The following is a 22,515-nucleotide window of genomic DNA, read 5'->3' as shown; positions in this document are numbered from 1 at the left end:
CCTTTTATTTGTTAACCTAATATTGTTTCCGGCAGTTGACATTTTAACATAACAAACCCGATTTAGAAAAGAGTATATTTCCAATGAATTCATTATTTGATCCGATTATCGAATTGCAGGACCTTACGCTCACCTACGGCGCGGAAGATCAGGCGAAACCGGCGCTGCGCTCCATTCGCTTGTCCATCGAACAGGGAGAATGGATCGCCGTCGTCGGATCGAACGGCTGCGGGAAAAGCACGCTTGCGAAGGTAATCGCCGGATTGGTGCGGCCGTCCGGCGGCCATATGATATGCCGCGCGGAGCGGCGACCGGCCGTGCAGCTCGTATTTCAAAATCCGGAAACGCAAATGATCCGTGATACGGTATATGAAGAAGTAAGCTTCGGTCTCGGGCATTTCGGCGCGGCAGCGGAGAACATCGAGCCGCGCGCCATGGCCGCTCTGCGGCGCGTCGGGTTGGACGGGCGCAGGCACGCCCGTACGGCGGCATTGTCCGGCGGGCAGAAGCAGTTGCTGAACATCGCCTCCTGTCTGGCGCTGAAGCCGGCGGTTTACGTATTCGACGAATCGACGTCGATGCTGGACCCGCAGTCGCGCCAAAACGTGCTGGACGTCGTGCGGGAGCTGCACCGCGAAGGACGAACAATCATCTGGATTACGCAGCTGCTCGACGAGCTCGCCTGGTGCGACCGGGTGATCGGCATGGAGGATGGAGCAATCGTGTTCGACGAGAGCAAGCAATCGTTCTTCTATGGAGAAGAAGTCGGAGGGGAACGGACAGCGCCTAGCCCTTGCGAACAATTGGGCTTCGTCCCGCCATTCACGGTACAAACGGCCCTGCTGCTGCTGGCGTCAGGCTGGAACCTCCGCCCTCTCCCGGTTTCCCCTGAGGAACTGAGCAAGGCGGTGAGCGCTTTATGAGCATCCGCATGCGCGGCGTGACGGTGCGTCCGCCGAGACATCAGGCATTGGCGGATCGCCCGCTGCTGCACCGCATCGATGCGGCCTTCGAAGCCGGGACGATGACGCTGCTGGCCGGCAAAAGCGGTGCCGGCAAAAGCACGTTACTGCATGCGCTGGCCGGACTGATCCCGCTTGCCGAAGGCGACATCCGGTATGATGACATTCCGCTCTGGACGGAACAGCGGCGGACTCATCCGCAAGCGGCCGCTTCCGTCGGCATCGCCTTTCAATACCCGGAGCGCCAGCTGTTCGCGGAAAGCGTGCGCAAGGAGCTGGCCTATTCGCTGCGGCCGCTGCGCCCGTCCAGACAGGACAAGGAACGGATGATCGAGGAAGCGCTCCGCGCGGTTCATCTGCCGCCGTCCATGCTGGACGAGCCGGTGCTAACGCTGTCCGAGGGCACCAAGCGGAAGGTTGCCTTCGCCGCAACCGTCATCGCCGAGCCGCGGTGGCTGCTGCTCGATGAACCGACCTCCGGCATGGATTCAGAAGGCATCCAGCCGCTGCTGCGTATGCTGCAAGCCCATTGTGCCGCAGGGGGCGGCGTCATCGTCGCCAGCCACGATCTGGAGGCGTTCCTCCCCCTCGCCGACCGCGTTGTCCTGCTGAAGGACGGAGCGGTGGCCGCAGAGCTGACGCCGCAGCAATGCTGCGACGCGCCGGAGCTGCTGGCCCGCGCGGAAGTAGGCTGGCCGGAGCAGGTGCGGCTGACGGCCGCGCTGCTCGCGCAAGGCTTCCCCATCGGCCGCTGCCCGCTGACGCCCGAGGACGCGGCCGCAGCGATTGCAGCAGGGCTGCGAGCGAAGCAAGCGGCTGTGCCCGCCGACGCTGCACCGCTTCAAGCTGCGGGCGTCGCGGCGGCAGCCGCTACTGCAGAGGCTGTCGCAGCCATGCCGGCAGCGGCGAGGGGGGCCGCGGAGCATACCGCAGCGGCAGGATCGGCATCAGAGGCAGCTTCCTCCCTGCCGGACATTCGTGAGGCAGCAAGCCCGCCTGATGGGGACGGGCACGACGCCCCGGTCTTGGACTCCGCCATCGCCTACGGAAGCAGGGCTGCCGAGCGAGCGGGTCCAACGGTCCGCGAGCTGCACCCGATTGCCAAATGGATAAGCTATATCTGCTTGTCCGCGGGAGTGCTGCTGCAGCAAGGCTGGACCGGCCTCGGCGCGGCGGCGGCGCTGTGCACGATTATCGCGGCAGCCTCCGGCGGAAGCCGATTGATTCTCGGGAGCAAGGCGCTTCGCTTCTTCGCCGTGTTCATCGTCATCTCCGCCCTGCTGTCCGGCTTGCGCATTGACACAGGGCCGCTGCAGCTCGGCATCGAGGCGGGGCCTGCGCTCGTGACCGTCAAGCTGCTGCTTCGCTACCTGCTCATTATGGCGCTCGGGCTGCTGCTGATGGCTTCGATCGACGAGCGGCACATGCAGACGGCGCTCGAACAAGCGCTTCGCCCGCTGGAGCGATTCAAATTTCCTTCAAGGCTTGTGACGTTCACAGCCATGCTGATGTATCGGTTTGTGACGATGTTCCAGCAGGAAATCGAGCGGCTATCGCTCATTGTTACGGCTCGCGGCAAAGCATACGTCAAACCCGGAACGATCCGGCTGCGCGACGTACGGCTGTTCTTCATCCCGCTGCTGCTGTCGATGATGAAGCACGCGGAAGATCTGGCCTTCGCGCTGGAAGCGAGAGGCTATACGACCAAATCCGCCGCGGCGTCCCAGGCGGAGACGGTTTCATTTCAACGGCGGGACTGGCTGGCCGTCGTCGCCGGTTTCGCCCTGCTGATCATGCTATGGGGCGTAGGTATCGTCGACGGCGTCTAAACGAATGGTTCCGCCATAACAGACCGTTTCCCATAAAAAATGACGCCTTTCATTCCATCGCTTTGGGAATGAAAGGCGTCTCGCTGCATAAAGCTCCGACCGGCTTCCGGTCCATCGTAGGGACAGCGCTAAAAAAGCTAAAAACTACGAATCTCCCTTGTAAAACGGCAGCACGTACCGGAGCAGCGCGAACACCACGGCTGCATTCAGCAGCAGCAGCGCCGGGATACCGAGCTGAAACGACACATGCTTCGTCTTGTGCCGCCAGACGCGCATGCCGACCCATGCGCCGAGCGCCCCGCCGGCAGCGGACAACCCGAACAGCCTCCGCTCCGGCACGCGGCGTCCTCCCTTTCTCGCTCTCGATTTATCGTGTCCCATCAGGACAAATACGGCAACATTCATGACGAGCAAATAAATGAATAACAGCTTCAAGTGCAATATTCCCTCCTTCGCCGTACAGTACGGCCGAGCACAAGCGGTTTGAATCTCTACTGCATGAGATCAGCACCCATTACTCGTTAAATTTATCAATGCTAAACTACTGCTTCTCGTTCGCAGGCAGACATGTTCAAAGTATAACATAAACAAGAAGCCGCCTCTTCATCTCGTTACCGAGACAAGAGACGGCTTTCTCGTTTAAACCCATTCCGTCCGCTGGCCGATCGTTAAATCGACGGACGGTTCGGTTCGTGCTTGTCTTTATGATACGTCGGACTTGTAAATGCCGTGTTTTCCGCCGCATTGTTCGCTTCGGCAGCCATCGACTGCATTTTTTGCTTCATGCTTTTGCCTTTCGCCATTGGAAGGACCTCCCGTTGTTTAAAATAAATTATGAAAGGTTCAATGAGGAACGGTCATAGTATGTCACGCCGGACCGCGAACTATTTGAGCTCCGTACAGGTGATATTTGCATAAGTGCTACAGCGCCCAGTTTCCTTTGCGGAATACCGGTTCAAGCGTACCGTCGGACAGCTCGCCATCAATATCCAGCTCCGCCGAGCCGACCATGAAGTCGGCATGCGTCAAGCTGACGTTGGCTCCATGCGCGACCAGCTGCTCTTTGCTCATTTTCGTTCCGTTCGTTATATTGACCGGATAAGCGCTGCCTACGGCAAAATGGCAAGAAGCGTTCTCGTCCACGCCCGTATTGTAAAAAATGCGTTTCAAATTGGAAATCGGCGAATCATGCGGCACGAGAGCGATTTCTCCCAAATATTTGGCGCCTTCATCCGTGTCCAGCAGCGATTTAAGGTGCTCTTGCCCGACTTCGGCCATATAATCGACCACTCTGCCCTGACGGAACGTCAAAGAAAACTTATCGACGAGTCGTCCGTTCAAGTTAAGCGGCATCGTGCTTGTCACCGTACCGTTGACGCCTTCGCGATGCGGCATCGTATACACCTCTTCGGTCGGCATATTCGCGACAAAGTATACGCCGCGTTCATTCGTGTCGCCGCCCCCGAGCCATAAATGCCCTTCCGGCAGCTCAACGCTTAAATCCGTGCCGGGCGCTTTGTAATGCAGCCGTTTATATTTTTTGCCATTCAACACGTTTTGCACATCTTTCAGCTTGCGGATATGATCCTGCCACGCGGCGATGGGGTTGTCCGCATACACCCGGTTCATCCGAAAGATCGTATCCCACATCGCCGCGACCCGTTCTTCGCTTGGCAGCTCGGGAAATACTTTGGCCGCCCATGCCTCGGTCGGCGCCTTGACCAGACACCAGCTGAAATTGTTGTTTCTCACATAGGACTGGTACTTCTGCCTGGCCATAGCCATCGCCTTTGTCGCTGTCGCCACTTTGGCAGAATCAATGCCCTGGAACAAATCCGGATTCGGCACTTTGATATTGAGGAGCGCGCCGCCGCCTTCCGCCAGCTGTTCCATCATCCGGGCCGTCCATTCGGGATAATATGTAAACGAATCGTCCGGCGCATATTCGTACCGGGCGCGAGTAACCCCCTCGTCGTCCCACTGCACTTGCACATATTTTGCGCCGGCTTCGTATGCTTTTTGCACCAGTAGGCGCGTCAGCGCGACGGTCTCCAGCGGCGATTCGATAAACAGCACTTGACCGGGCTGAATATTGACGCCGACCCGGATCAGCAGCTCGGCATATTTGCTCAAATTCATTTCAAACGCATTCATCTGTGTAGTCCTTTCCTGTGAAGTCTCTGGTTTGACAATTGCCTTTAGAATCAAGCATCTGACGCAATTATATTCCATGCCCGCGGCTTTTTTCCTTCTTCGCGCAAAAAAAGAAGTCCCTGCACAACGCGTGCAGAGACTGCATTTCGAAGCGATTAGCCTAATGTCTTCTCTCCCGGCTTCCAGTTGGCCGGACATAATCCGCCCGCTTGCAGCGCTTGAAGAATACGCAGTGTTTCGTCCACACTGCGGCCGACGTTCATATCGGTCACAACCTGGTAGCGTACGATCCCTTCCGGATCGATAATGAACAGTCCGCGGTGTGCGGCGCCGGTTTGTTCGTCCAGCACGCCGTAGCGGGCAGCCGTTTCTTTCTTAAAGTCCGAGGCGATCGGGTAGCGGATCGCGCCGATGCCCTGCTGGTCGCGCGGCGTCTGGATCCAGGCGCGGTGCGTATACACGCTGTCTACCGACGCGCCGATGATATCGCAGTCCAAGTCCTGGAACGCGTCGTAATGGTCGCTGAATGCAATGATTTCGGTCGGGCAAACATAAGTAAAGTCAAACGGCCAGAAAAATAAGATCAGCCAGCGGCCGCGGTAATCGGCGAGCGACACGTTTTCCTCCAGCGTCTGCAAATTTTTGGTCGAAGGCAGATTGAAGTTAGGCGCTTGCAGGCCGATTTTTACGATTTCCGTTGCTGTTGCTGATGTTGTCATATGGAGTTCCTCCTCAGGTTTGATGTGCATGGATATAAGCGAATGAAGCTGCGAAAGATGCTAAACGGCCAACGCTTTCTTGATGCGTGTCGGATTCAAACCCAGGATCGTCATCTCGCCGATCACGGTTACCGGAACCGAGCTCATGCCCAGTGCTTGCAGCTCATTGGCATACGCTTCGCTTGTATCAATATTTCGTTCTTCGAACGTTACGTTTTGCTCGATCAAATATTTTTTCAGCTGCGCGCAGTACGTGCACGTCGTGCTGGAGTAAACGATGGCTTGTGTTTTTTCGCTAGACATAGGGAATCTCTCCTTTTATTTATATTGCGGGATCGCATGCTCCCGGCGATGGATGTATTTATCTGCAGCCATGGCGGCGATCGCGCCGTCCGCAGCCGCTATGACCGCCTGTTTCACCGGCGTGCGGCGTACCTCGCCCGCTCCGAACACGCCCGGAACCGCGGTTTGCATCAATTCGTCGAGAATCATGTAGCCGTCGGCATCGAGCGGTACTTGCCCTTCCAGGAAATCCGTTCCCGGCTTGCTGCCCGATAGGAAGACGAATACGCCGTCGGCATCGACAACCTGCTCCTCGCCAGAAGAACTCTTGACGCGCAGCCCCTGCACTCTGTCTTCGCCGACAATCTCCAGCGGACGCGTCCGGAACCGGACTTCCGTATGGGGCAACTCAGGAAGCGTCTTAATCCCTTGCAGCTCGGGCCGCGGAACGATAAAGTGAATTTTCGATACGATCCGGCTGAGGGCAAGCACCTCGTCCACCGATTCCTCCGAATCGCCGATCACCGCTACCTCTTTGCCTGCATAAAATGCGCCGTCGCAAGTTGCGCATGTGCTGACGCCTTTACCGAGCAGCCGCTCCTCCCCCGGAAGCATCCGGTTGCGGCCTTTGGAGCCGGTTGCAATGATGACCGCTCTGGCTTCGTACATGCCGTCCGCGGTAAAGACGTATTTCGTCTCTCCCTCCAGGTCGACAGCGGTAATCGTCGTATGTTTGAACTCGGCGCCGAAGCTGCGGGCTTGATCCCTTATGCGATCCAGCAGCTGCGCCCCGGTCAGTTCCTCGCTCACGCCGGGATAATTGGCGATTTTATGCGTCAATGCGAGCGCTCCGGCATTGGGCGACTTATCCAGCACCAGCGTGGACAACTTCCCTCTTGCGGTATACACGGCGGCCGATGCGCCGGCGGGACCGCCGCCGATAATGATGACATCGTACATGTGCTTCACCACCCCTTTCTTTTATTATTATATTTAGACTTGATCTAAGTTCTGAATATAGAATAACACGGTCTCCCGGATCGTTCATGAAGACCGAGTGAAGGAATGATGAAGATTTCATGAAGCCGTCGCGTGCTATCTCTTTTCTTGATCCAGGGAACGACGTGCCTGGCCGCGCATCGCCCGTATCGCCTGCCTCATGATACGGTACAATTATGCGTCGGCCAGCCGGTAACCGATGCCGCGCACAGTCGCGATATATTTCGGCTGTCTCGGATTATCGTTTAACTTATGCCGCAAGCTCTTCATATGAACGTCGATCGTATTGCTGCCGCCGAAGTAATTCTCTCCCCAGACGCGATCCATCAGCGACTGACGGGACAATACCGCGCCTTCGGCCTCGATGATCGCGAGCAGCAGATCGAACTCGGTCTTGGTCAAGTCCACACGGGTCATGCCGATAAAGCATGTCAATCGTTTCAGATCGAGACGCAGATCCTTGAAGCTCCATTCGCCGCCTTCCTTCTCGGGCGACCGCTGTCCGTGCTGCGCATGAAGGAGCGCCTGGATGCGCGGAAGAAATTGCGAGCGGCCCGAAGGCCAATGCATCGTATGTTCTTTGTCGTCTGCACCCGTACCCTCTCCGTCGACAAGAAACAAAGACGGCGTTTCTTGTGGAACCGCGATCGCATTCAGAGCCATCCCGTGATCTTCGGTCAAATCGACGATAATCAGATCGGGTGAAAGCTTCGACAAGGACTGCGGATTCAGATGGCGGAACACAAGAACGTCGTAGCAGCCCAAGGTCAGCTCTTGAATCAGCTCCGTCAACGCCGACGGATACGGGCTGACGATGACAATGCGGCTGGTCGTTTCGCAAAATTCGCCGTAAGGCATCGTGTCTCCCGCTACAGAATCAACACTTACTTGTTCCGTTCTTTGCATGCCGGACACACTCCTTTGAACAAAATATGCTCATCCTCCACGGTAAAACCGGTTTCTTTGGCCACCGCTTGCAGCCACTCCGCCGGGATCGCCGTAAACACTTCCTCCACTTTGCCGCAGACGCGGCATACGATATGCTGATGATCCTCCACTCGCGCATCGTAACGGCTCGCATCGCCCTCCAGCTTCAATTCTCGAATGAGGCCGGCATCCGTCAAATAACGCAAGGAATTGTAGATCGTTCCGTAAGCAAAGCTGTGACCCCGTTCCTTCAAACGGTCAATAATGTCGGCGGCGCTCGGATGATCGGGGCTTTCCATTACAACGTCATAGATCGCTTTGCGCTGAACGGTCAGCTGTCCTTTTCTCGACATGATCTCGCACCTCCAATTTAATATTTAGATTAAGTATAATATTAGAATGATTATAAATCAAGATTCATTCTAAGCGAAATCGCCTATTCTCCCTGTCCATTTGCATCAAGCTTCCTGTCCCGCAGCACGGAAAAAAGAATGAAAAAGAGCCTCCCGCTTTCTTCCAGCGAGAAGCCCTATCCCTTATCCGTTCCATTTCGCTTCATGCCTCACTCGGCATATTTTTTCAAAACGATGACCGCATTATGCCCGCCGAACCCGAATGAATTCGATATGCCCACCTGCATGTCGGCACGCCGGGCCTCGTTCGGCACATAGTCCAGATCGCATGCCGGGTCAGCTTCCTCCAGGTTGATCGTAGGCGGAATCATGCCTTCCTGCAAGCTTCGGACGAGCGCGATGGCTTCCGCCCCGCCGGCCGCACCCAGCATGTGCCCCGTCATCGACTTGTTCGCCGTCACCGGAATGCGATGCGCATGCGCTCCGAACAGCTTCTTGATTGCCATCGTCTCCGACTTGTCCCCGACATCGGTGCTGGTCGCATGCGCGCTGATCACATCCACCTCATCCGGCTGAATGCCGGCATCGGCCAGCGCAGACTTCATGGCCAAATAAGCGCCGAGTCCTTCCGGATGCGTGGCGACGATATGATAAGCGTCCGAGCTTGCCCCGTAGCCGATCACTTCCGCGTAGATCCGCGCGTTTCTGCGCTGCGCGTGCGACAGCGATTCCAGCACGAGAATGCCGGCCCCTTCCGCCATGACAAAGCCGTCGCGCTGTGCGTCGAACGGGCGGCTGGCCCGGGTCGGCTCCTCGTTTCTCGTCGACAAGGCGGTGGCGTTGCTGAAGCTGGCCAGCGCGATATCCGTCAGCGCCGCTTCCGCCCCGCCGGCGATAATGACGTCGGCCCCGCCGTAGCGAATGAGACGCATCGCTTCCCCGATCGCCGTATTGCCGATGGAGCATGCCGTTACCGGCGACAGCGTTGGCCCGTACGCGCTGAACCGCATGCTGATCATCGCCGCGGCCATGTTCGAGATCATCATCGGCACGAGCGTCGGACTGACCCGGTCGGGGCCGCGTTCTCGCAGTACCGTATGCTGCTCGAGCAGCGTCTGGATGCCCCCGATGCCTGATCCGACATACACGCCGAGCCGCTCGCGATCCAATTCCGCCTGCGATAGTCCGGCGTCGTCCATCGCCTGCTCCGCTGCCGCAAGGGCATATTGGCAGAATCGGTCCATCCGCCGCGCTTCCTTGCGCCCGAATCGCGCTTCGGCGTCAAAATCCCGTACGAGCCCGGCGATTCGGGATTTATGCTTCGCCGTGTCGAATGTATCGATGGCCGCAACGCCTGACTCTCCCCGAACCATACGGTTCCAGAACGCGGCCGTATCGTTTCCGAGCGGCGAGATGATGCCTGTTCCTGTAATCACTACCCGTTCCATATCCATTGCCCCCTCTGACCTTTGTTATGGAAATCATCATGTCACACTGATTATCCTATTACAAGTTGTAGTTTATCATAGTATAATAACTACTATGATACTCGGATACCGAGGAAGGGAGTTTCGCAATGAATCATCAGACAAGACTTCAGGCTTTATCCGCCTTCTTGAAGGCGCAGCGTGCCAAAGTACAGCCCCAGTCCGTTGGGCTGCCCGACGGAGTCCGCCGCAGGACGCCGGGGTTACGCCGGGAAGAAGTCGCTCAGCTGGCGGGCGTCAGCACGACCTGGTATACATGGCTGGAGCAAGGGCGGGACATCCGGGTGTCCGCCTCCGTACTCGACTGCATCGCCACCGCGATGCGGCTTACGGTAGACGAACGCAAATATTTGTATGCCTTGGCCATGGAGACCAGTCCCGGCGCCGGCGTCTCCAAGGAAGAACCGTACCAGATCAGCCCCTCGCTAGCCAAAATATTGCAAGAGCTTAAATATTGTCCCACAATCATCTCCGACCGGCGATGTCAAATTGTCGGTTGGAACAAAGCCGCCGCCCATGTCTTCCTCGATTTCGAACAAATTCCGCCCGAGCAGCGCAATATGATCCGCCTGCTGTTCACGAGAAAAGAATTCCAGCGGCTTGCGGTCAACTGGGAGCACTTCGCCAGCGGGTTTTTGGCTATTTTCCGCGCCTATTACGGCCAATATGTCGACGATGAATGGTACGAATCGTTTCTGGTGGAAATGAAGAGCGTTCACCCTGACTTCAACCGGCTGTGGGAAGACAGCAAGGTGAGCTCCGCCCCCGAGGTCGTGCTGGAATTTCGTCATGGCAAAGCGGGGAAAATGCTGTTCGAGCTTACGTCACTGCAGGTTCATGGCAATACTGACTTGCGCTGCAGCATTTATACGCCGGCGCCGGATTCCCCGACAGAATTGAAGCTGAAGCAGCTTATGGAGCGCGAGCAGCCATCGGCGTAAGGAAGCCGGGATCAACGATGCAGCGCGCGCCACTCGCTTAACGTCGGGATGTAACCCCGCTTCCTGGGCTTCTCGGGCAGCCTGGCTGCAAATTCGAGCATGTTTCCGTCCGGATCGTTGAAATAGACGGAGGCGATCGGTCCGGATGGATGGACGACCGGTTCTTCGTTGCTGCGACCGAAGACACCGACTGTTTCAATGCCTCGTTCCTGCAGCCATGGCTTGGCCCCCATCAAACCGTGTATATCCACTTCAAAGGCAAAGTGGCGCGAGCACACCGACTCCCCTTCTCTGGTCTGCCACAGCCCTAACTCCTGATGCTGTCCCCTCCGCCGATCCGCATAAAGGCAAGACGATCTCCGCTGCGACTCAGCAGCTCGAGCCCGAGCAATTCGTAAAATGAAATGGACGCGCCCAGGCTCGTCACTTGAACATGCGTCTCATACAAGCTCTTGATCATCGGATCTACCTTCCTCCTTCCCTTCGATCGATATCGGCAGCGGCAGCCGGGCCGGGATACCCGGGTCAAACGAGGTGCAGCGAAGCCGAAAGCGGTACCCGTATTTCATCAAATGCAGCTCGCCGTCCGACTCGGCGACCACTTCATGCGCTTGCAGGGACGCTCTTACGCGTTCAATGAAGCTTGCTTCCGAGACGCCGAACGTGACGGTCATATTCGGCGGCAACGCGTGCATGCCGATCGGTATCCACCTTCGGCCCGTCGACGCTGCGATGGCATGCGCCGTTCCGCCGACGACGAAATTGAATGTGTCCGACTCCTCTTTCGTCTTCATGCCCAGCGCGCTTTTGAGCCATTCCCTGAAACCGTTCACGTCGCCGATCGGGAATCCGACCTCTCGCATATACAACACCTTCGATGCGCCGTGCGGGGCAATCACGTCTTCGCGAATGTACGAATGGCAGATCCACTCAAGCAAATGGCCGTCGCCGTCGCGAAAGTATATATTTTTCCCTCCATCGAACGCATTCACATCGCTGCCGTCCGGCCAACGGGCAAGCAGGAGCTTCCTGCTTCGAACGGCGCGGACAACCGCGTCGAATTGCGAGTACGGCACCTCGAAGGCAAAATGGGCCGGGGAAACGGGCTCATGCGACTCCCGAAAGGTCAGCGTCACATGAGGCGCCGGGCGAAAACGGATGAAATCCTCGGATTGATCGACAACCGGAAATCCAAGCTGGTCAAGGTAACATTGCTTGACTCCTTCGATCGATACCGTCAAAAGTTCCAAATCGGCAAAATGCGTAATCACCATGGTCACGTCCTTTCGTTCATCATCAAGCTTTTTACTCTCGTTCGCAGCGCTTCGGCCTGTACTTCCCAGCATTCGATACGCTTTTTGGTAAAATCGGTCCATCCTGGCATTTCAATCCACCGTTAGCGGTAGCGAGCGCGAGCGGCGCCTCATAATGTGGTCTCCGCAGCGGAGTGGCCTTTGCCCCGAAGCCGCGCAGCCAGCTCGAGGAACGACCGGAGTACGCGATGGATGCGGTCGTCGATCTCCTGGCCTACCTCGTAGCTGTCCTGGCCAGCCTCGAAAAAGCGGCGCTGCGCGCCTCCGATCGAGATCCATTCCGGGCAGTTGATCCCGTGCAAATTGCGGACTATTGTCTGCATATGCTGCAGCGAGCTGACCCCGACCGCGCCGCCCGAGGAGCTGACCGACAGCACCGGCTTGCCACTGAAATACTCCGACCCGAGATGATCGAGCGCGTTCTTCAAAACGCCGGATACGCTCCCGTGATACTCCGGTGAGGCCAAGACGATGGCATCGGTTGCCGCCATCAGTTGTTTCAGCTGCTTCAAGCCTGCGTGCTCCGCTTGCGATTCGTCGGGTGAGTAGAAAGGAAGCGGCGTCCGGTACAAATCGAATAAAGCGACCTGATGCCCCGCTTGTTTCATGAGCCGCTCCGCGTATTCCGTCAGCCTTGTGCCGGTGGAGGCCTTGCGGTTGCTGCCTGCGATAATGACAATGTTCATCGTCATAAAAATTCATCCTTTCGCGATCATCATGTGATGGTTGATGCTCTTATCGTACCGCAGCCCGCGATTTCGCACGTCGGCGAAAGGAATGAAGTTGCAGCGCAAAAAACGTTCAACCTAAAGGCTGAACGCTTCTACGACTTTCGACGGATATGAGGACAAATCTTACTCGATCATTCCTTGTTTGACGGCCAAAATCGCGGCTTGCGTCCGGTCGGTCAAGCCCAGCTTATCCAGCAGATGGCTGACATGCGTTTTGACCGTCTTCTCGGTAATAAACAGCGATTCGCCGATTTCTTTATTGCTTTTGCCTTGCGCGATCAGCTTCAGTACCTCGCGTTCGCGCGGGGTCAACGTATCCAGCAGCCCGAGACCGCGGCCGGATGCGGCAGGCGCATCGACAGGCAGCGAGTCCGGCTCGGCGACCATGCTCATCAGCAAACCCGCCGCTTCGGAATGCAGCTCTACGTGTCCCTGATATACGCGCCGGACGGCGCGGACCAATTCCTCCGGCTCGATATCCTTCAGCAAGTAGCCTCTTGCCCCGGCGCGGATGGCCGGAATCACGTGATCCTGATCGGAAAACGAAGTTAGCACGATCACTTTGATGTCCGGATGCGATTGTTTCAGCTTCCGCGTCGCTTCGATGCCGCCCAGGACCGGCATTTTTAAGTCCATCAGGATAATGTCGGGCTGCAAAGCCTCCGCCTTCTCGATTGCTTCCCGTCCGCTCGCCGCCTCGCCAACCAGCTGAATGTCGGATTGCGTTGCCAGAAACACCTGCAATCCTCGGCGCACCATCGGGTGATCGTCAGCCAGCAGCAGTTTGATCGTCATGTAATCGTTCACCTCCCTAGTCCATTCGATTCATTCAGGGGAGGAAGCGGGATAACCGCCTGCACCTGCGTCCCTTTCCGGTACGCGCTGGTCAGCGTGAACTGTCCTCCGAGCGCCTCGGCGCGTTCCCGCATCGTCGACAGGCCAATCGACTCCCGTCTGGGCGAAGGCCGGCGCTTCGCGATGCCGCGCCCCCGGTCGGTAATGCGCAGGACCGCTTCGTCCGGAGACAGCTCGATCCAAATGTCCGCCTCGCCGGTACCGGCATGCTTGCAGACGTTGTTGAGCGCTTCCTGGCCGATGCGCCATAAGGCATCCTCTACGGCCGAAGGAAGCTCCCTGAGCGCGCCAAGCCGCACATGTACGGTCAAATTCAGCTTCTCGCCGTAGGCTTTGAGCGCCGTAGCCAAGCCGCCTTCGAGCCTTTGCGGGCGAAGCTGCATGATGAACGAGCGCATTTCCTTCAGCGCGTGATGCGACAGCGACTGCATGTCCTTCACCGCCGAGCGCGACGAATCCAGGTCGGGAGGAAGGCCGCTCAGCATGCTCTCGACGCCTTTGGCCGTCATGGAGATCGAGAACAGCATCTGGGAGACCGAGTCGTGTAAGTCGCGAGCCAGGCGATGGCGCTCCTCCATGCGGGCCAGCTCGCGGCGGTTCTCCGCGAGGCGCGCAGTCTCCACGGCGGCGGCGACATGCTTGCCGATCGCCTGCAGCACTTCGCCGTCGACGCGATGCAGCTCGCCGGCATTCCCGTCGCCGACCAGCAGCACGCCGGCGCCCGGCTGGCCCGCGAATGGCACCGGCGCCGCCAGCGCCGCCGAGAGCGGCGGCAGCGATGGCCGCAGCTCGCCGCAGCTTATCAGCGCAGCCGCATCGCCGCCGGCCGCGGAGACGAAGCGGCGCGCGGCTGCGGCGCGGCCGAGCCAGCCTGCGGCGTCCCGCGGCAATCGCGCATGCGGCGCCGTCGTACAGCCGTCCGCGCAGACAGCGCGCAGGACGAAATCGTCTCCGTCCGGCTCGAACAACGCCGCGACGGGCCAGTCGAAATGCGCGCCGATGAGCGACGCGGCGCGTTCATACAGCCGCTCCGGCCGTGCCGCGGCATCGGCACCGGCCGCAGCGCTCAATTCGCGGCCGAATTCGCCCAGCCGCGCGAACAGCTCGGCCCGGCGCTGCTCGCCTGCGTACAGGCGCATCCGCTCCACGGCGCCGCCGATCTGAAGCGCCACCGATTGCAGCAGCGCCAGCTCCTCTTCCGTGAAATGCGACTTGCCCGGCGCCGCCACGTTGAGAACGCCGATCTTGCGGTCGCCGGTCCGCAGCGGTACGGTGGCGTGATGCGTGATTCCCTCCGTATCGCCCCATTCATGCGCGACCGCGTCTTCCAGCCGCTTGCAGTTCAATATATTGACGGCATGCTGCAGCCGCCCGCTGTGAAACCGGTCCAGACACCAGCAGCTTCCGCATCGCATCGGCTGCTTGTCGTTCATCTGCAGCGCCGGCGGCAGACCGGCATCGGCAACACAGATGTACCCCGAATGGCCGCTGCGTCCCCGGAGCAAATGGACCATCTCCGGGTCGCACAAAAAGATCCACCCCGCCGTCAAGCCGGTCAGCTCCAGCAGCTGCTTCAGCACCACATTCAGCATCGGAGACAGCTCATTCGATTGATTCAACGCTTCCGCGATCGTTTTGAGCGTAAGCAGCTCGTGAACCCTCGGTTCCTTCATAACGGATTCATCTCCTTTGCCATGCATAATCCGGTCATCGATTGGAAAAAGTAACCTGTGGGATGAACAACCCCCAGATGAATTGTAAAAAAAGGAGCTGCTATAATGCCATTCGGCGCACATGAAACGATGGAAGTCCACGAAATTTTGAACGAAAAACTAAACCTGATCGATCACTTTCACCTATATGCCCAAATGACGCAAAACCGTCAGTTGCAAAATATGATTGATCATCATCTGCATACCGCCATGCGTTCCTATGATCAGCTGGTCGCCTACACGCATGATTACAGCGCCGCTCCGCAGGGCCAGCCCGCACCGTCTTACGGCAGCCCGATGGGTGTGAATCCGAACCAGATTCAGTACGGCTTGCGGCAGCCCGCTCCCGTAGCGCCGACGATGCAGGGTACGCTGAACGACCAGCAAATCTTGCGTTCCATGCTCTCCTGCCACAAAAGCTCGGCCAAGCTGCACATGGCGGCCGCGCTGGAATGCGCCGATCCGAACGTCAGGCAAATGCTGATGCACGGCGCGAATTTGTGCGCGGAGCAAGCGTACGAAGTGTTTATGCTGATGAACCAGCAGGGCCAGTATCAGGTGCCGACGATGAACGATCATACGGCCAAAACATTCCTGCATACGTACCAGCCTACGGGCCAAGCGCCGAACGCGCCAATGCCTCCGCAAGGCTACATGCCGCAGTAACCCGGATTTCGGCCGAATCCGTCGGCCGGAACCTTTCCATTGAAGCAGGCGATTCCCGTTGCGGATCGTCTGTTTCTTTATTTGCTACGTTGAATTGAACTTATGCAGCAGCTCCGACTCGGTGACCGGCTTGGTCCGCAGGTCCAGCGCCGGCGAGGGAACCCAGTCCGCCTTGTCGGTACCTTTGTCGGTACCATCCCCGTATTTAACCACGTGCGTCACCGCAAACGCAGACATATATACATTATGATGCGTGTAAGGACGAACGGTTACCGTATCCCCCTGCTGCAGCAGGCTGATCGTCAGTTCACCGCCGGCAGACAGCTCCGCATACGCAATCCAGCCCTTTTGCACGACGTACAGCTCGGTTACGCCCTGATGGTAATGGCTATTCTGCCAGCCGCTCGCACCGGACGCCTCCGTGCGACTGTATGAGCTGCCGTCGGAGCTGACCAGCCGAAATCTTCTTTCTCCATTATCCATCTCATGGTGAATCGCCTCAACGCCAAGCGCTCGCGCCTCGTCTTCGGAAATCGGTTTCATGTTATTCCCTCCGTACGTCAATTTCCCATTTTATCAGTGGACCCATCCCCGCCCCGCCTGAATACGCCGGAACGAGAAAAGGAGCTGAAGCATATTAGCGCTCCGCTCCTACCGTTTATCTCTTCTATGTGTTGCTTCAAACCGGCACATGTCCGGACTTTTCACCGATCACGCTTCGAACGCATATCCACGTTATCAAGCGTGAAGGATTTTGTCAATGGCCGAGGGTCCCTACCAGCTGATCCATATATTCAAGTCCCTTGTACTGCCCCATGGCCAGCGGCCCCAAAATTTCCGTATCGACGACGAACATTCGTTTATTTTTCACAGCGTCCAGCGACTGCCATACCGGGCTTGCAGCAAGCTCATCCAGACTGATCGCGCTCGCTTTGCTGTAGTCTTTGCCGATAAAAATATATTCCGGATTGAGCGAACTGATGCCTTCCAGCGTAATTTCGCCGACATTTTTCAATCCGTCGAAAGGCTTGAAGCCGAGCTTTTCATAATAAAGAGCCATCCGGGAGCCGCTCCAGTACGTGAAATCTTTTTTCCACGGCATCATGAACAGCGCCGTTTTTCCTTTTAACCCGGAACGATCCATCTTGGACGCCACTTCGTTCTGCTTCTTGACGAATTGATCGATATACGCTTGGACTTTGGCATCCTCCCCAATCGCGGCTCCTACGCCTTTGATCGTATCCTGCCAATTCAAGGTCGCATTCACGGTCACGGTCTTTGCGATCTTGGACAGCTCGTCCACAATTTTGCTCTCATTTTGCGAAGCGATGATCAGATCGGGCTGCAATGCGACGATTTTCTCCAAATTCGCTTCCGTTCCGAGATCGGCGATTTTGCCGTTTTTCAGAAACGGATCGTAGACCGTAAATTCCTGTAACGAACTCAGGCCGACGACGCCTTTCACCAATTCCGCTTGCCCGAGAGCAAATAAATGATCCGCGTAAGGAAAATAAGTAACGACAATTCGCTTGGCTCCGGATTTTGCGCCTGCCGGCTCCGAAGCGGATGGGGACGACTCCTTCTTCGCGCCCGGATTTTGCGCGCTGCTGCCGCATCCCGTAATCATCGCAATGCAAAGAACGGCTATACTGAACAGATACAACCATCGGTAAGATATCTTGAACATGCTGACACTCCTTGATAATGATTTTCATTACCAACGAATTATAGCAAGAGTTCTTCCGCATGAAAATGGACAAAAATCAAAGCGCAGGTGGATTATTGTTTACTCCGTCCGAATCTCGCTCGGCGAATGACCGGTATGTTTTTTGTATATCCGGCTGAAATAGTGCGGATCGCTGTAACCGACGCTGGCGGCAATCTGTTTCACTGGGCTGCTGCCCAGGGCCAGCATTTCGCTGGCCCGCTTGATCCGATGCCGGATGAGATAGTCGATCGGCGAAATTCCCGTATATTTGCCGAATAAATAGGCGAACGCCTTGGAGTTCATGGAGAAACGCTCCGCAAGCGCTTGAAGGCTCAGCGGCTCCATATAGTGATCATGAATATAGGCGACCGCTTCCTCGATCAATGTCGAGTTCTGCTGATGCAGACGGTTGCGGCAGCAAACAAACAGCTCGTACAAGATCGTATAAAATAACGTCTTCACCCGCAGCAGCGGAATGTTACCCGGCGTGCCGTATTCCTCACGAAGCTGCGTGAGCAGCTCCCATAATCTAGGGTTTTCACCCGCATCCAGCAAAAAATGATCTCGCATGCAGCGAGCGCCTTCCGCATCGATTGCAGGCTCGGACGATGCGTAATGAACGAGAAAATAGTCCAGCTCCGTTGCCCCGGTCCGGATCTGCAGGGTCATATCCGGTCCCCCGTGAACAACCATCCCAGGCTTAAGATCGTACTTCGTATCATTAAATTGGAATGAAGCGTTTCCCCGGATAACAAAGACGAACCCGCTCTTGAGCGTAGGATGCTCCGACGTATGGGCATGGATTCGTTTGTTCGCAGGCAATATCGTATGATACACCCTTTCAACCGTGAGCAGGCTGCGGGCGAAATACCCGGCAGCCTCATTCAAGTCAATCATGTCATCCCGTCCTTACGCTTGGAAGTAGGTCGATAAGGAAATCACAGGATTATTGTAGTTGATAATTATTCTCAACGTCAATCGAGTTCGCGATCATGATATGTCCCGTATCTTCGATTGAGATCAGCTCCAATCTACATTAATAATTTTCTCCAGCCGAATTTCGCTTTCGTACGTCTTCCATCCCAGCTTTTCGTTGACGCGCGCCATCGCGCCGTTCGTCGATCGGCTGGCGGTATAGATCGTTTCGATTCCATGCTTTTTCGCGTAGGCAATCCCCTTCATCTTGAGCACCGTGGCGATGCCGAGATTCCGGTAGGGGCGGCTGATCGCCGTATTCCCCTGGATCAACGCCCGGTCCGGCCCTTCGAGCAAATACGAATAGCCGATATATTTCCCCTGGCAAGCAGCAATAAAGAACGCTTCCGGCAGCAAATCCGGACGGCTGAGCCACGAAGTATTCGCACTGGGCCGCCTCAGCCTCGGCGGAAGCTCGCTGGGGAAATCGGGATTCGTTTCGAGTACGATTTGCTTCATTTGTTCCATACATTCAAGGCTGCCGGTCTGCTCTTCCGCGAACGTCTTGATGAATATGCCTCGTTGGCCCAGCTCCCGCTCGGCTCTCGCATAGTCTTCCAGACGGGCTTGCCGCACGTGCAGCTTCCGTTTGACCATGCGATGGTTTTCCGCATACCCTTTGCGCTTGAAAAATTGAATTTCTTCCGCATCCCCCGGGAACAGTCTCGTTTCCACGGCATAAGGCGCTGCCTTCAAGATGACGGATTCCATCCGCGCGTACAGCTCCTGCAGCCATTCGCCTTTGCTCCCGTCCTCACGCACGACAAGCTCCAGCCTCAGCTTGATCGCCGGCGGAAATTGCTCGGCCAGCAGCCCGTAGCCGCACACGATCCCGGACACCTTGTCGGCGATCACGTACTTCGCCATCATTCGTCGTCCGTCCAATTGGTCAACCAATGAAAAAGAACCATGCTGTCCGGCATAATACGACTGGGATAAATCCAACACGCGCTCCAAATCCTCTGCCCTATACTCCCGTATGCAGCACTGCAACAAAATGCACCTGCCTTTGCAGCAATCGTTCGTTCCTCATTTAGTAAACAATGATATGGTAATATTTTCAAGGTAATTTTTGGATAAAACCATAAAAAAATGACCCCGCGCTAGCGGAGTCATGACTTGATTATGCGAAGGCACTCGGGCGGAGTCAGTTCCTACGCGTATCTTATTGCACGGACGGCGTATGGTCTTCGTTCCAAAACCTGACGCAGACGACTTTGGACGCTTCGGCACGATGGCCGGTATCGAGCAGCATGCCGGTCTCATCATCGATGCGAAATACGACGAGGTTCGCGCTGTCTTGGTGCGCCGCTACGATATATCGGCCATCCGGAGAGACGGCAAAGTTGCGCGGGCGCCTTCCCAGCGAGGAGACGATCTGTACCGGCGACAGCCGCCCTGTCCGGTCATCGACCCGGAACGCCGCGATGCTGTCATGTCCCCGATTGGAGCCGTACACGAACCGCCCGTCGGGCGTGATCTGAATTTCCGCACAAGTATTGTCGTCCTGCTGCGCGTAGTCCTCGGGGAGCGTCGTCACGGATTCGATCAGCCGCAGCGCGCCGCTTGCCGGGTCCTGCTCGTACGCAGAAATCGTCGAATCGAGCTCGTTGATCACGTACACATACGGCTTCGACGGATGAAACGCCATGTGCCGCGGACCGGAGGCAGGCGGCGCGATCGCTTCGCCATGCGGCTCCAGCTTTCCGCCGGCGGCATCGGGCTTGTAGATCTTGATCCGGTCCAGGCCGAGATCCGGCACATAGACGTACCGGTTCTCCGGGTCGGTATACGCGGAGTGCGGATGCGGCCGATCCTGGCGCGTCGGATGCGGTCCTGCCCCTTCATGCCGGTGCGCATCGCTCATGCGACCGAGCTGTCCGTCCGGAAGCACCGGCAAATAGCCGACCGCACCGCCGGAGTAGCTGGTCGCCACGACATACCGGCCGGCATCATTATATTGAATATGACAAGTTGCCCGGCCAACCGTCTTCTCCTCGCTCAGCAGCTGCAGCTGTCCATCTGCCGGGTCGAATGCGAATGCCAGCGCGACCGCGCATGTCTCGGTTCCGTCAGCCTCCCGTTCGGCTACCGTGTAAAGTCTCCGATTGCGGTGATCAAGATCTAGGAAGCACGGATTGCGATAACCGCCCGAACGATTCAGCAAGGTCAGCGCGCCGCTCGTCCTGTCAAGCGCATACGCATACAATCCGTCTTCGGGCGCTTCCGCATACGAACCTGCAAATAATAAAAATGACCCCTTCTTCTCTTGACGCATCCCCGATCGTCCTCTCCATCTCCTGCCATGGTACTATCCCCCTCAAAATACAATAAAAGCGATGAAGCCGTCAACCGCCAAGGATGCCGCTTCATCGCCTTGTATTACTCGTTTTTCTTCTTGAAATCGACGAGTTTGTTCAATTCCTCATCCGCATCCCTCAGCGCCGTGTTGACGTCCTTCTCCTTCCTGAGAACGGCCTCGTACGCATCAAGCACAATCTTATTCGTATCGCTCCCCTGGTATTTGGAGATGCGCGGCACGGACGGCTTCAGCTTCGTCATGCTGGTCAGGTTGAGCGTCTTGCCTGCGAATTCGGGAATGCCCTTGCCGTATTCCTGCTTCACCTTATCGCTGGCCAGAATGGACATTTTTGCATTGCGAGCCAGGGCAAGCTGCACTTCGTCGGATAAAATCGATTCGATGACCCGCATCGCCGCATCCTTCGCTTTGCTTTGCTCCGTGATGGACATATTCGGCGTGTCCACATTCGTGCTGTAGCCCATGGCCGCCTTATGCTGCGGATACGTGACAACATCCCAGTTCACATCCGGCGCTTTGCGCAGCGCGAGCAGCGTGGAGCTGGAGCCGGCAATCATCGCCAATTCTCCCTTGATGAAGGCGCTCTGGTTGTTGCTGAAATTCATCGTATTGTACGGCGCGTCCGCATTGCCGGGGTAGTTGTAGATACGGTTCCACAAATCGAAGGCGTTTTTCCACGGATCTGTCGTCAGCGTCGATTTGTCGTTTTTGTCCAGCTGATACTGCACGACCTGATTGATCATCCGGTTGACGTTATCCGGAAAAAAACCGCGGTACTGAATGCCGTCATACATTCGCGTCATTTGTTTGCCGAGGTCTCCGGCTTCCTCCCAGGTCATCCCGTCTTTCGGATACGGGATGCCGAACTTGTCAAACAACGCTTTGTTGTAGAACAAGCCGAACGTATTGTTGAATGCCGGCAGCCCGCCCAAATAATTCGTATTGGCGTTCACTTTAATGTATTCGAGCGTTTCCGGGATGATCCGGTTCAGATCCAGCTTGTATTTCTTGATCAGCGGGTCCATGTCGGACAGCAGTGCCAGATCCTTCAGCTGTTTCAGCAGCCCGCCGTAGCCGACGATAATGTCAGGAATGTTGCCCGCCGCGACCAGATCCGTGAGCGTAGAGCCTTGCTGGGACGTATTGATATACTGGACCGTAATATGGGGATACTTCTTCGCTAGCGGCTCGGTGACATATAGTTTAAACTCGTCTTCGTTGAAAATGCCTGCGCTTGTCGCAAATTTGACCGTGACGGGACTCGTATCCGAATTAGGCACGTCCGTTCCCTCATTCGCGGGCTTCGGAGCAACGCCGGCCCCGCCGCCGCTGCAGCCGGACAGCAGCATCACAGTGCCAAGAGACAGCACCAGCAGACGTTTCCAATGGTGTATCGTCAACCCTTTTACCCTTCTTATTCGTACAGCGGCTGCTTGTCCTCGATCTGAAAGAGACCTTTTGTTCATGTTTATACCCATTCCTTTCGCTTCGCTCAAGGCACAAAACGACATGAAATCATTGTGCTTTGAGCTCATTTTTATTTATCCTAGACTTGCAGGGATACCAGTAAACTACAAATCAC

General features: G+C 56.7%; 25 protein-coding genes. 4 read left to right on the top strand and 21 right to left on the bottom strand.

The features are described from left to right. The first annotated feature begins 83 nt into the window (after positions 1–83). Entirely contained in the window at positions 84–923 is an 840-nt protein-coding gene (locus KXG62_RS22330; protein WP_218094223.1) for an energy-coupling factor ABC transporter ATP-binding protein, read from the top strand. Continuing rightward, the gene (locus tag KXG62_RS22325) at positions 920–2,791 is read left to right on the top strand and encodes an ATP-binding cassette domain-containing protein (RefSeq protein ID WP_218094222.1); all 1,872 of its coding nucleotides are present in this window, start codon (positions 920–922) and stop codon (positions 2,789–2,791) included. Before KXG62_RS22330 ends, KXG62_RS22325 begins: the two co-directional genes overlap by 4 nt. Positions 2,792–2,935: 144 nt before the next feature. Here the strand turns inward: KXG62_RS22325 and KXG62_RS22320 are convergent, their stop codons facing one another. From KXG62_RS22320 to fabF, 9 genes are all read right to left on the bottom strand, one after another. Further along, the gene (locus tag KXG62_RS22320; RefSeq protein WP_218094221.1) at positions 2,936–3,226 is read right to left on the bottom strand and encodes a DUF1294 domain-containing protein; all 291 of its coding nucleotides are present in this window, start codon (positions 3,224–3,226) and stop codon (positions 2,936–2,938) included. Positions 3,227–3,459: 233 nt separating this feature from the next. Continuing rightward, positions 3,460–3,594, bottom strand: coding sequence for a hypothetical protein (locus tag KXG62_RS34420; RefSeq protein WP_281426950.1), 135 nt, complete (start codon positions 3,592–3,594; stop codon positions 3,460–3,462). Between the two features lie 118 nt (positions 3,595–3,712). Continuing rightward, positions 3,713–4,945 (bottom strand): aminopeptidase, encoded by a 1,233-nt coding sequence (locus KXG62_RS22315; protein ID WP_218094220.1) that lies wholly within the window; start codon positions 4,943–4,945, stop codon positions 3,713–3,715. 155 nt (positions 4,946–5,100) lie between these two features. Further along, the gene (locus KXG62_RS22310) at positions 5,101–5,664 is read right to left on the bottom strand and encodes a peroxiredoxin (protein ID WP_218094219.1); all 564 of its coding nucleotides are present in this window, start codon (positions 5,662–5,664) and stop codon (positions 5,101–5,103) included. Between the two features lie 60 nt (positions 5,665–5,724). Then, on the bottom strand, positions 5,725–5,967 hold the full coding sequence (locus KXG62_RS22305; RefSeq protein WP_218094218.1) for a glutaredoxin family protein: 243 nt from the start codon (positions 5,965–5,967) through the stop codon (positions 5,725–5,727). Positions 5,968–5,982: 15 nt separating this feature from the next. Continuing rightward, complete coding sequence (locus KXG62_RS22300) at positions 5,983–6,906, bottom strand: NAD(P)/FAD-dependent oxidoreductase (RefSeq protein WP_218094217.1); 924 nt, start codon at positions 6,904–6,906, stop codon at positions 5,983–5,985. A gap of 213 nt (positions 6,907–7,119) precedes the next feature. After that, positions 7,120–7,851, bottom strand: coding sequence for a winged helix-turn-helix transcriptional regulator (locus KXG62_RS22295; RefSeq protein ID WP_246627586.1), 732 nt, complete (start codon positions 7,849–7,851; stop codon positions 7,120–7,122). After that, entirely contained in the window at positions 7,830–8,225 is a 396-nt protein-coding gene (locus KXG62_RS22290) for a Fur family transcriptional regulator (RefSeq protein WP_218094216.1), read from the bottom strand. The genes KXG62_RS22295 and KXG62_RS22290 overlap by 22 nt, the downstream gene beginning before the upstream one ends. A gap of 209 nt (positions 8,226–8,434) precedes the next feature. Then, positions 8,435–9,673 carry a beta-ketoacyl-ACP synthase II gene (gene fabF / locus KXG62_RS22285; RefSeq protein WP_218094215.1) on the bottom strand — a complete coding sequence of 413 codons (1,239 nt, stop codon included), beginning with the start codon at positions 9,671–9,673 and terminating at the stop codon, positions 8,435–8,437. Between the two features lie 128 nt (positions 9,674–9,801). Here fabF and KXG62_RS22280 point away from each other — a divergent pair, with 128 nt between their 5' ends. Further along, a complete protein-coding gene (locus tag KXG62_RS22280) occupies positions 9,802–10,653 on the top strand; it encodes a helix-turn-helix transcriptional regulator (protein WP_218094214.1) in 852 nt (283 codons plus the stop codon). A gap of 11 nt (positions 10,654–10,664) precedes the next feature. On the opposite strand, the gene KXG62_RS34185 is transcribed toward KXG62_RS22280, so the two are convergent. The 6 genes from KXG62_RS34185 to KXG62_RS34415 form a co-directional block, all read right to left on the bottom strand. Further along, positions 10,665–10,931 (bottom strand): VOC family protein, encoded by a 267-nt coding sequence (locus KXG62_RS34185; protein WP_246627585.1) that lies wholly within the window; start codon positions 10,929–10,931, stop codon positions 10,665–10,667. Between the two features lie 29 nt (positions 10,932–10,960). Beyond that, positions 10,961–11,113 (bottom strand): VOC family protein, encoded by a 153-nt coding sequence (locus KXG62_RS34180; RefSeq protein WP_246627584.1) that lies wholly within the window; start codon positions 11,111–11,113, stop codon positions 10,961–10,963. After that, a complete protein-coding gene (locus tag KXG62_RS22270; protein ID WP_246627583.1) occupies positions 11,094–12,029 on the bottom strand; it encodes a VOC family protein in 936 nt (311 codons plus the stop codon). Before KXG62_RS22270 ends, KXG62_RS34180 begins: the two co-directional genes overlap by 20 nt. A gap of 47 nt (positions 12,030–12,076) precedes the next feature. Beyond that, a complete protein-coding gene (locus KXG62_RS22265; RefSeq protein WP_425517370.1) occupies positions 12,077–12,658 on the bottom strand; it encodes an NADPH-dependent FMN reductase in 582 nt (193 codons plus the stop codon). A 162-nt stretch (positions 12,659–12,820) separates the two neighbouring features. Continuing rightward, positions 12,821–13,492, bottom strand: coding sequence for a response regulator (locus KXG62_RS22260; RefSeq protein WP_246627582.1), 672 nt, complete (start codon positions 13,490–13,492; stop codon positions 12,821–12,823). An 8-nt stretch (positions 13,493–13,500) separates the two neighbouring features. After that, on the bottom strand, positions 13,501–15,225 hold the full coding sequence (locus KXG62_RS34415) for a GAF domain-containing sensor histidine kinase (protein WP_281426948.1): 1,725 nt from the start codon (positions 15,223–15,225) through the stop codon (positions 13,501–13,503). A 105-nt stretch (positions 15,226–15,330) separates the two neighbouring features. Between KXG62_RS34415 and KXG62_RS22250 the strand changes: the two genes are divergently transcribed. Beyond that, positions 15,331–15,930: a spore coat protein gene (locus KXG62_RS22250; RefSeq protein ID WP_218094213.1), complete on the top strand. Its 600-nt coding sequence runs from the start codon at positions 15,331–15,333 to the stop codon at positions 15,928–15,930. An 84-nt stretch (positions 15,931–16,014) separates the two neighbouring features. Here KXG62_RS22250 and KXG62_RS22245 read toward each other — a convergent pair whose 3' ends face one another. From KXG62_RS22245 to KXG62_RS22220, 6 genes are all read right to left on the bottom strand, one after another. Further along, positions 16,015–16,473, bottom strand: a complete 459-nt coding sequence (locus KXG62_RS22245; protein ID WP_218094212.1) for a hypothetical protein — start codon at positions 16,471–16,473, stop codon at positions 16,015–16,017. A 214-nt stretch (positions 16,474–16,687) separates the two neighbouring features. Then, positions 16,688–17,617: an ABC transporter substrate-binding protein gene (locus KXG62_RS22240; RefSeq protein ID WP_218094211.1), complete on the bottom strand. Its 930-nt coding sequence runs from the start codon at positions 17,615–17,617 to the stop codon at positions 16,688–16,690. Between the two features lie 99 nt (positions 17,618–17,716). Next, a complete protein-coding gene (locus KXG62_RS22235) occupies positions 17,717–18,535 on the bottom strand; it encodes an AraC family transcriptional regulator (RefSeq protein WP_218094210.1) in 819 nt (272 codons plus the stop codon). Positions 18,536–18,658: 123 nt separating this feature from the next. After that, on the bottom strand, positions 18,659–19,561 hold the full coding sequence (locus KXG62_RS22230) for a GNAT family N-acetyltransferase (protein WP_218094209.1): 903 nt from the start codon (positions 19,559–19,561) through the stop codon (positions 18,659–18,661). Between the two features lie 217 nt (positions 19,562–19,778). After that, the gene (locus tag KXG62_RS22225) at positions 19,779–20,891 is read right to left on the bottom strand and encodes a lactonase family protein (protein WP_218094208.1); all 1,113 of its coding nucleotides are present in this window, start codon (positions 20,889–20,891) and stop codon (positions 19,779–19,781) included. 104 nt (positions 20,892–20,995) lie between these two features. Continuing rightward, positions 20,996–22,333 (bottom strand): ABC transporter substrate-binding protein, encoded by a 1,338-nt coding sequence (locus KXG62_RS22220; RefSeq protein WP_218094207.1) that lies wholly within the window; start codon positions 22,331–22,333, stop codon positions 20,996–20,998. Positions 22,334–22,515 lie beyond the last annotated feature (182 nt).

The sequence above is a fragment of the Paenibacillus solanacearum genome, from assembly GCF_910593845.1.
Classification (GTDB): Bacteria; Bacillota; Bacilli; order Paenibacillales; family NBRC-103111; genus Paenibacillus_G; species Paenibacillus_G solanacearum.
Note: the sequence above shows the minus strand (reverse complement) of the source record. Positions and strands in the feature narration are given on the sequence as shown.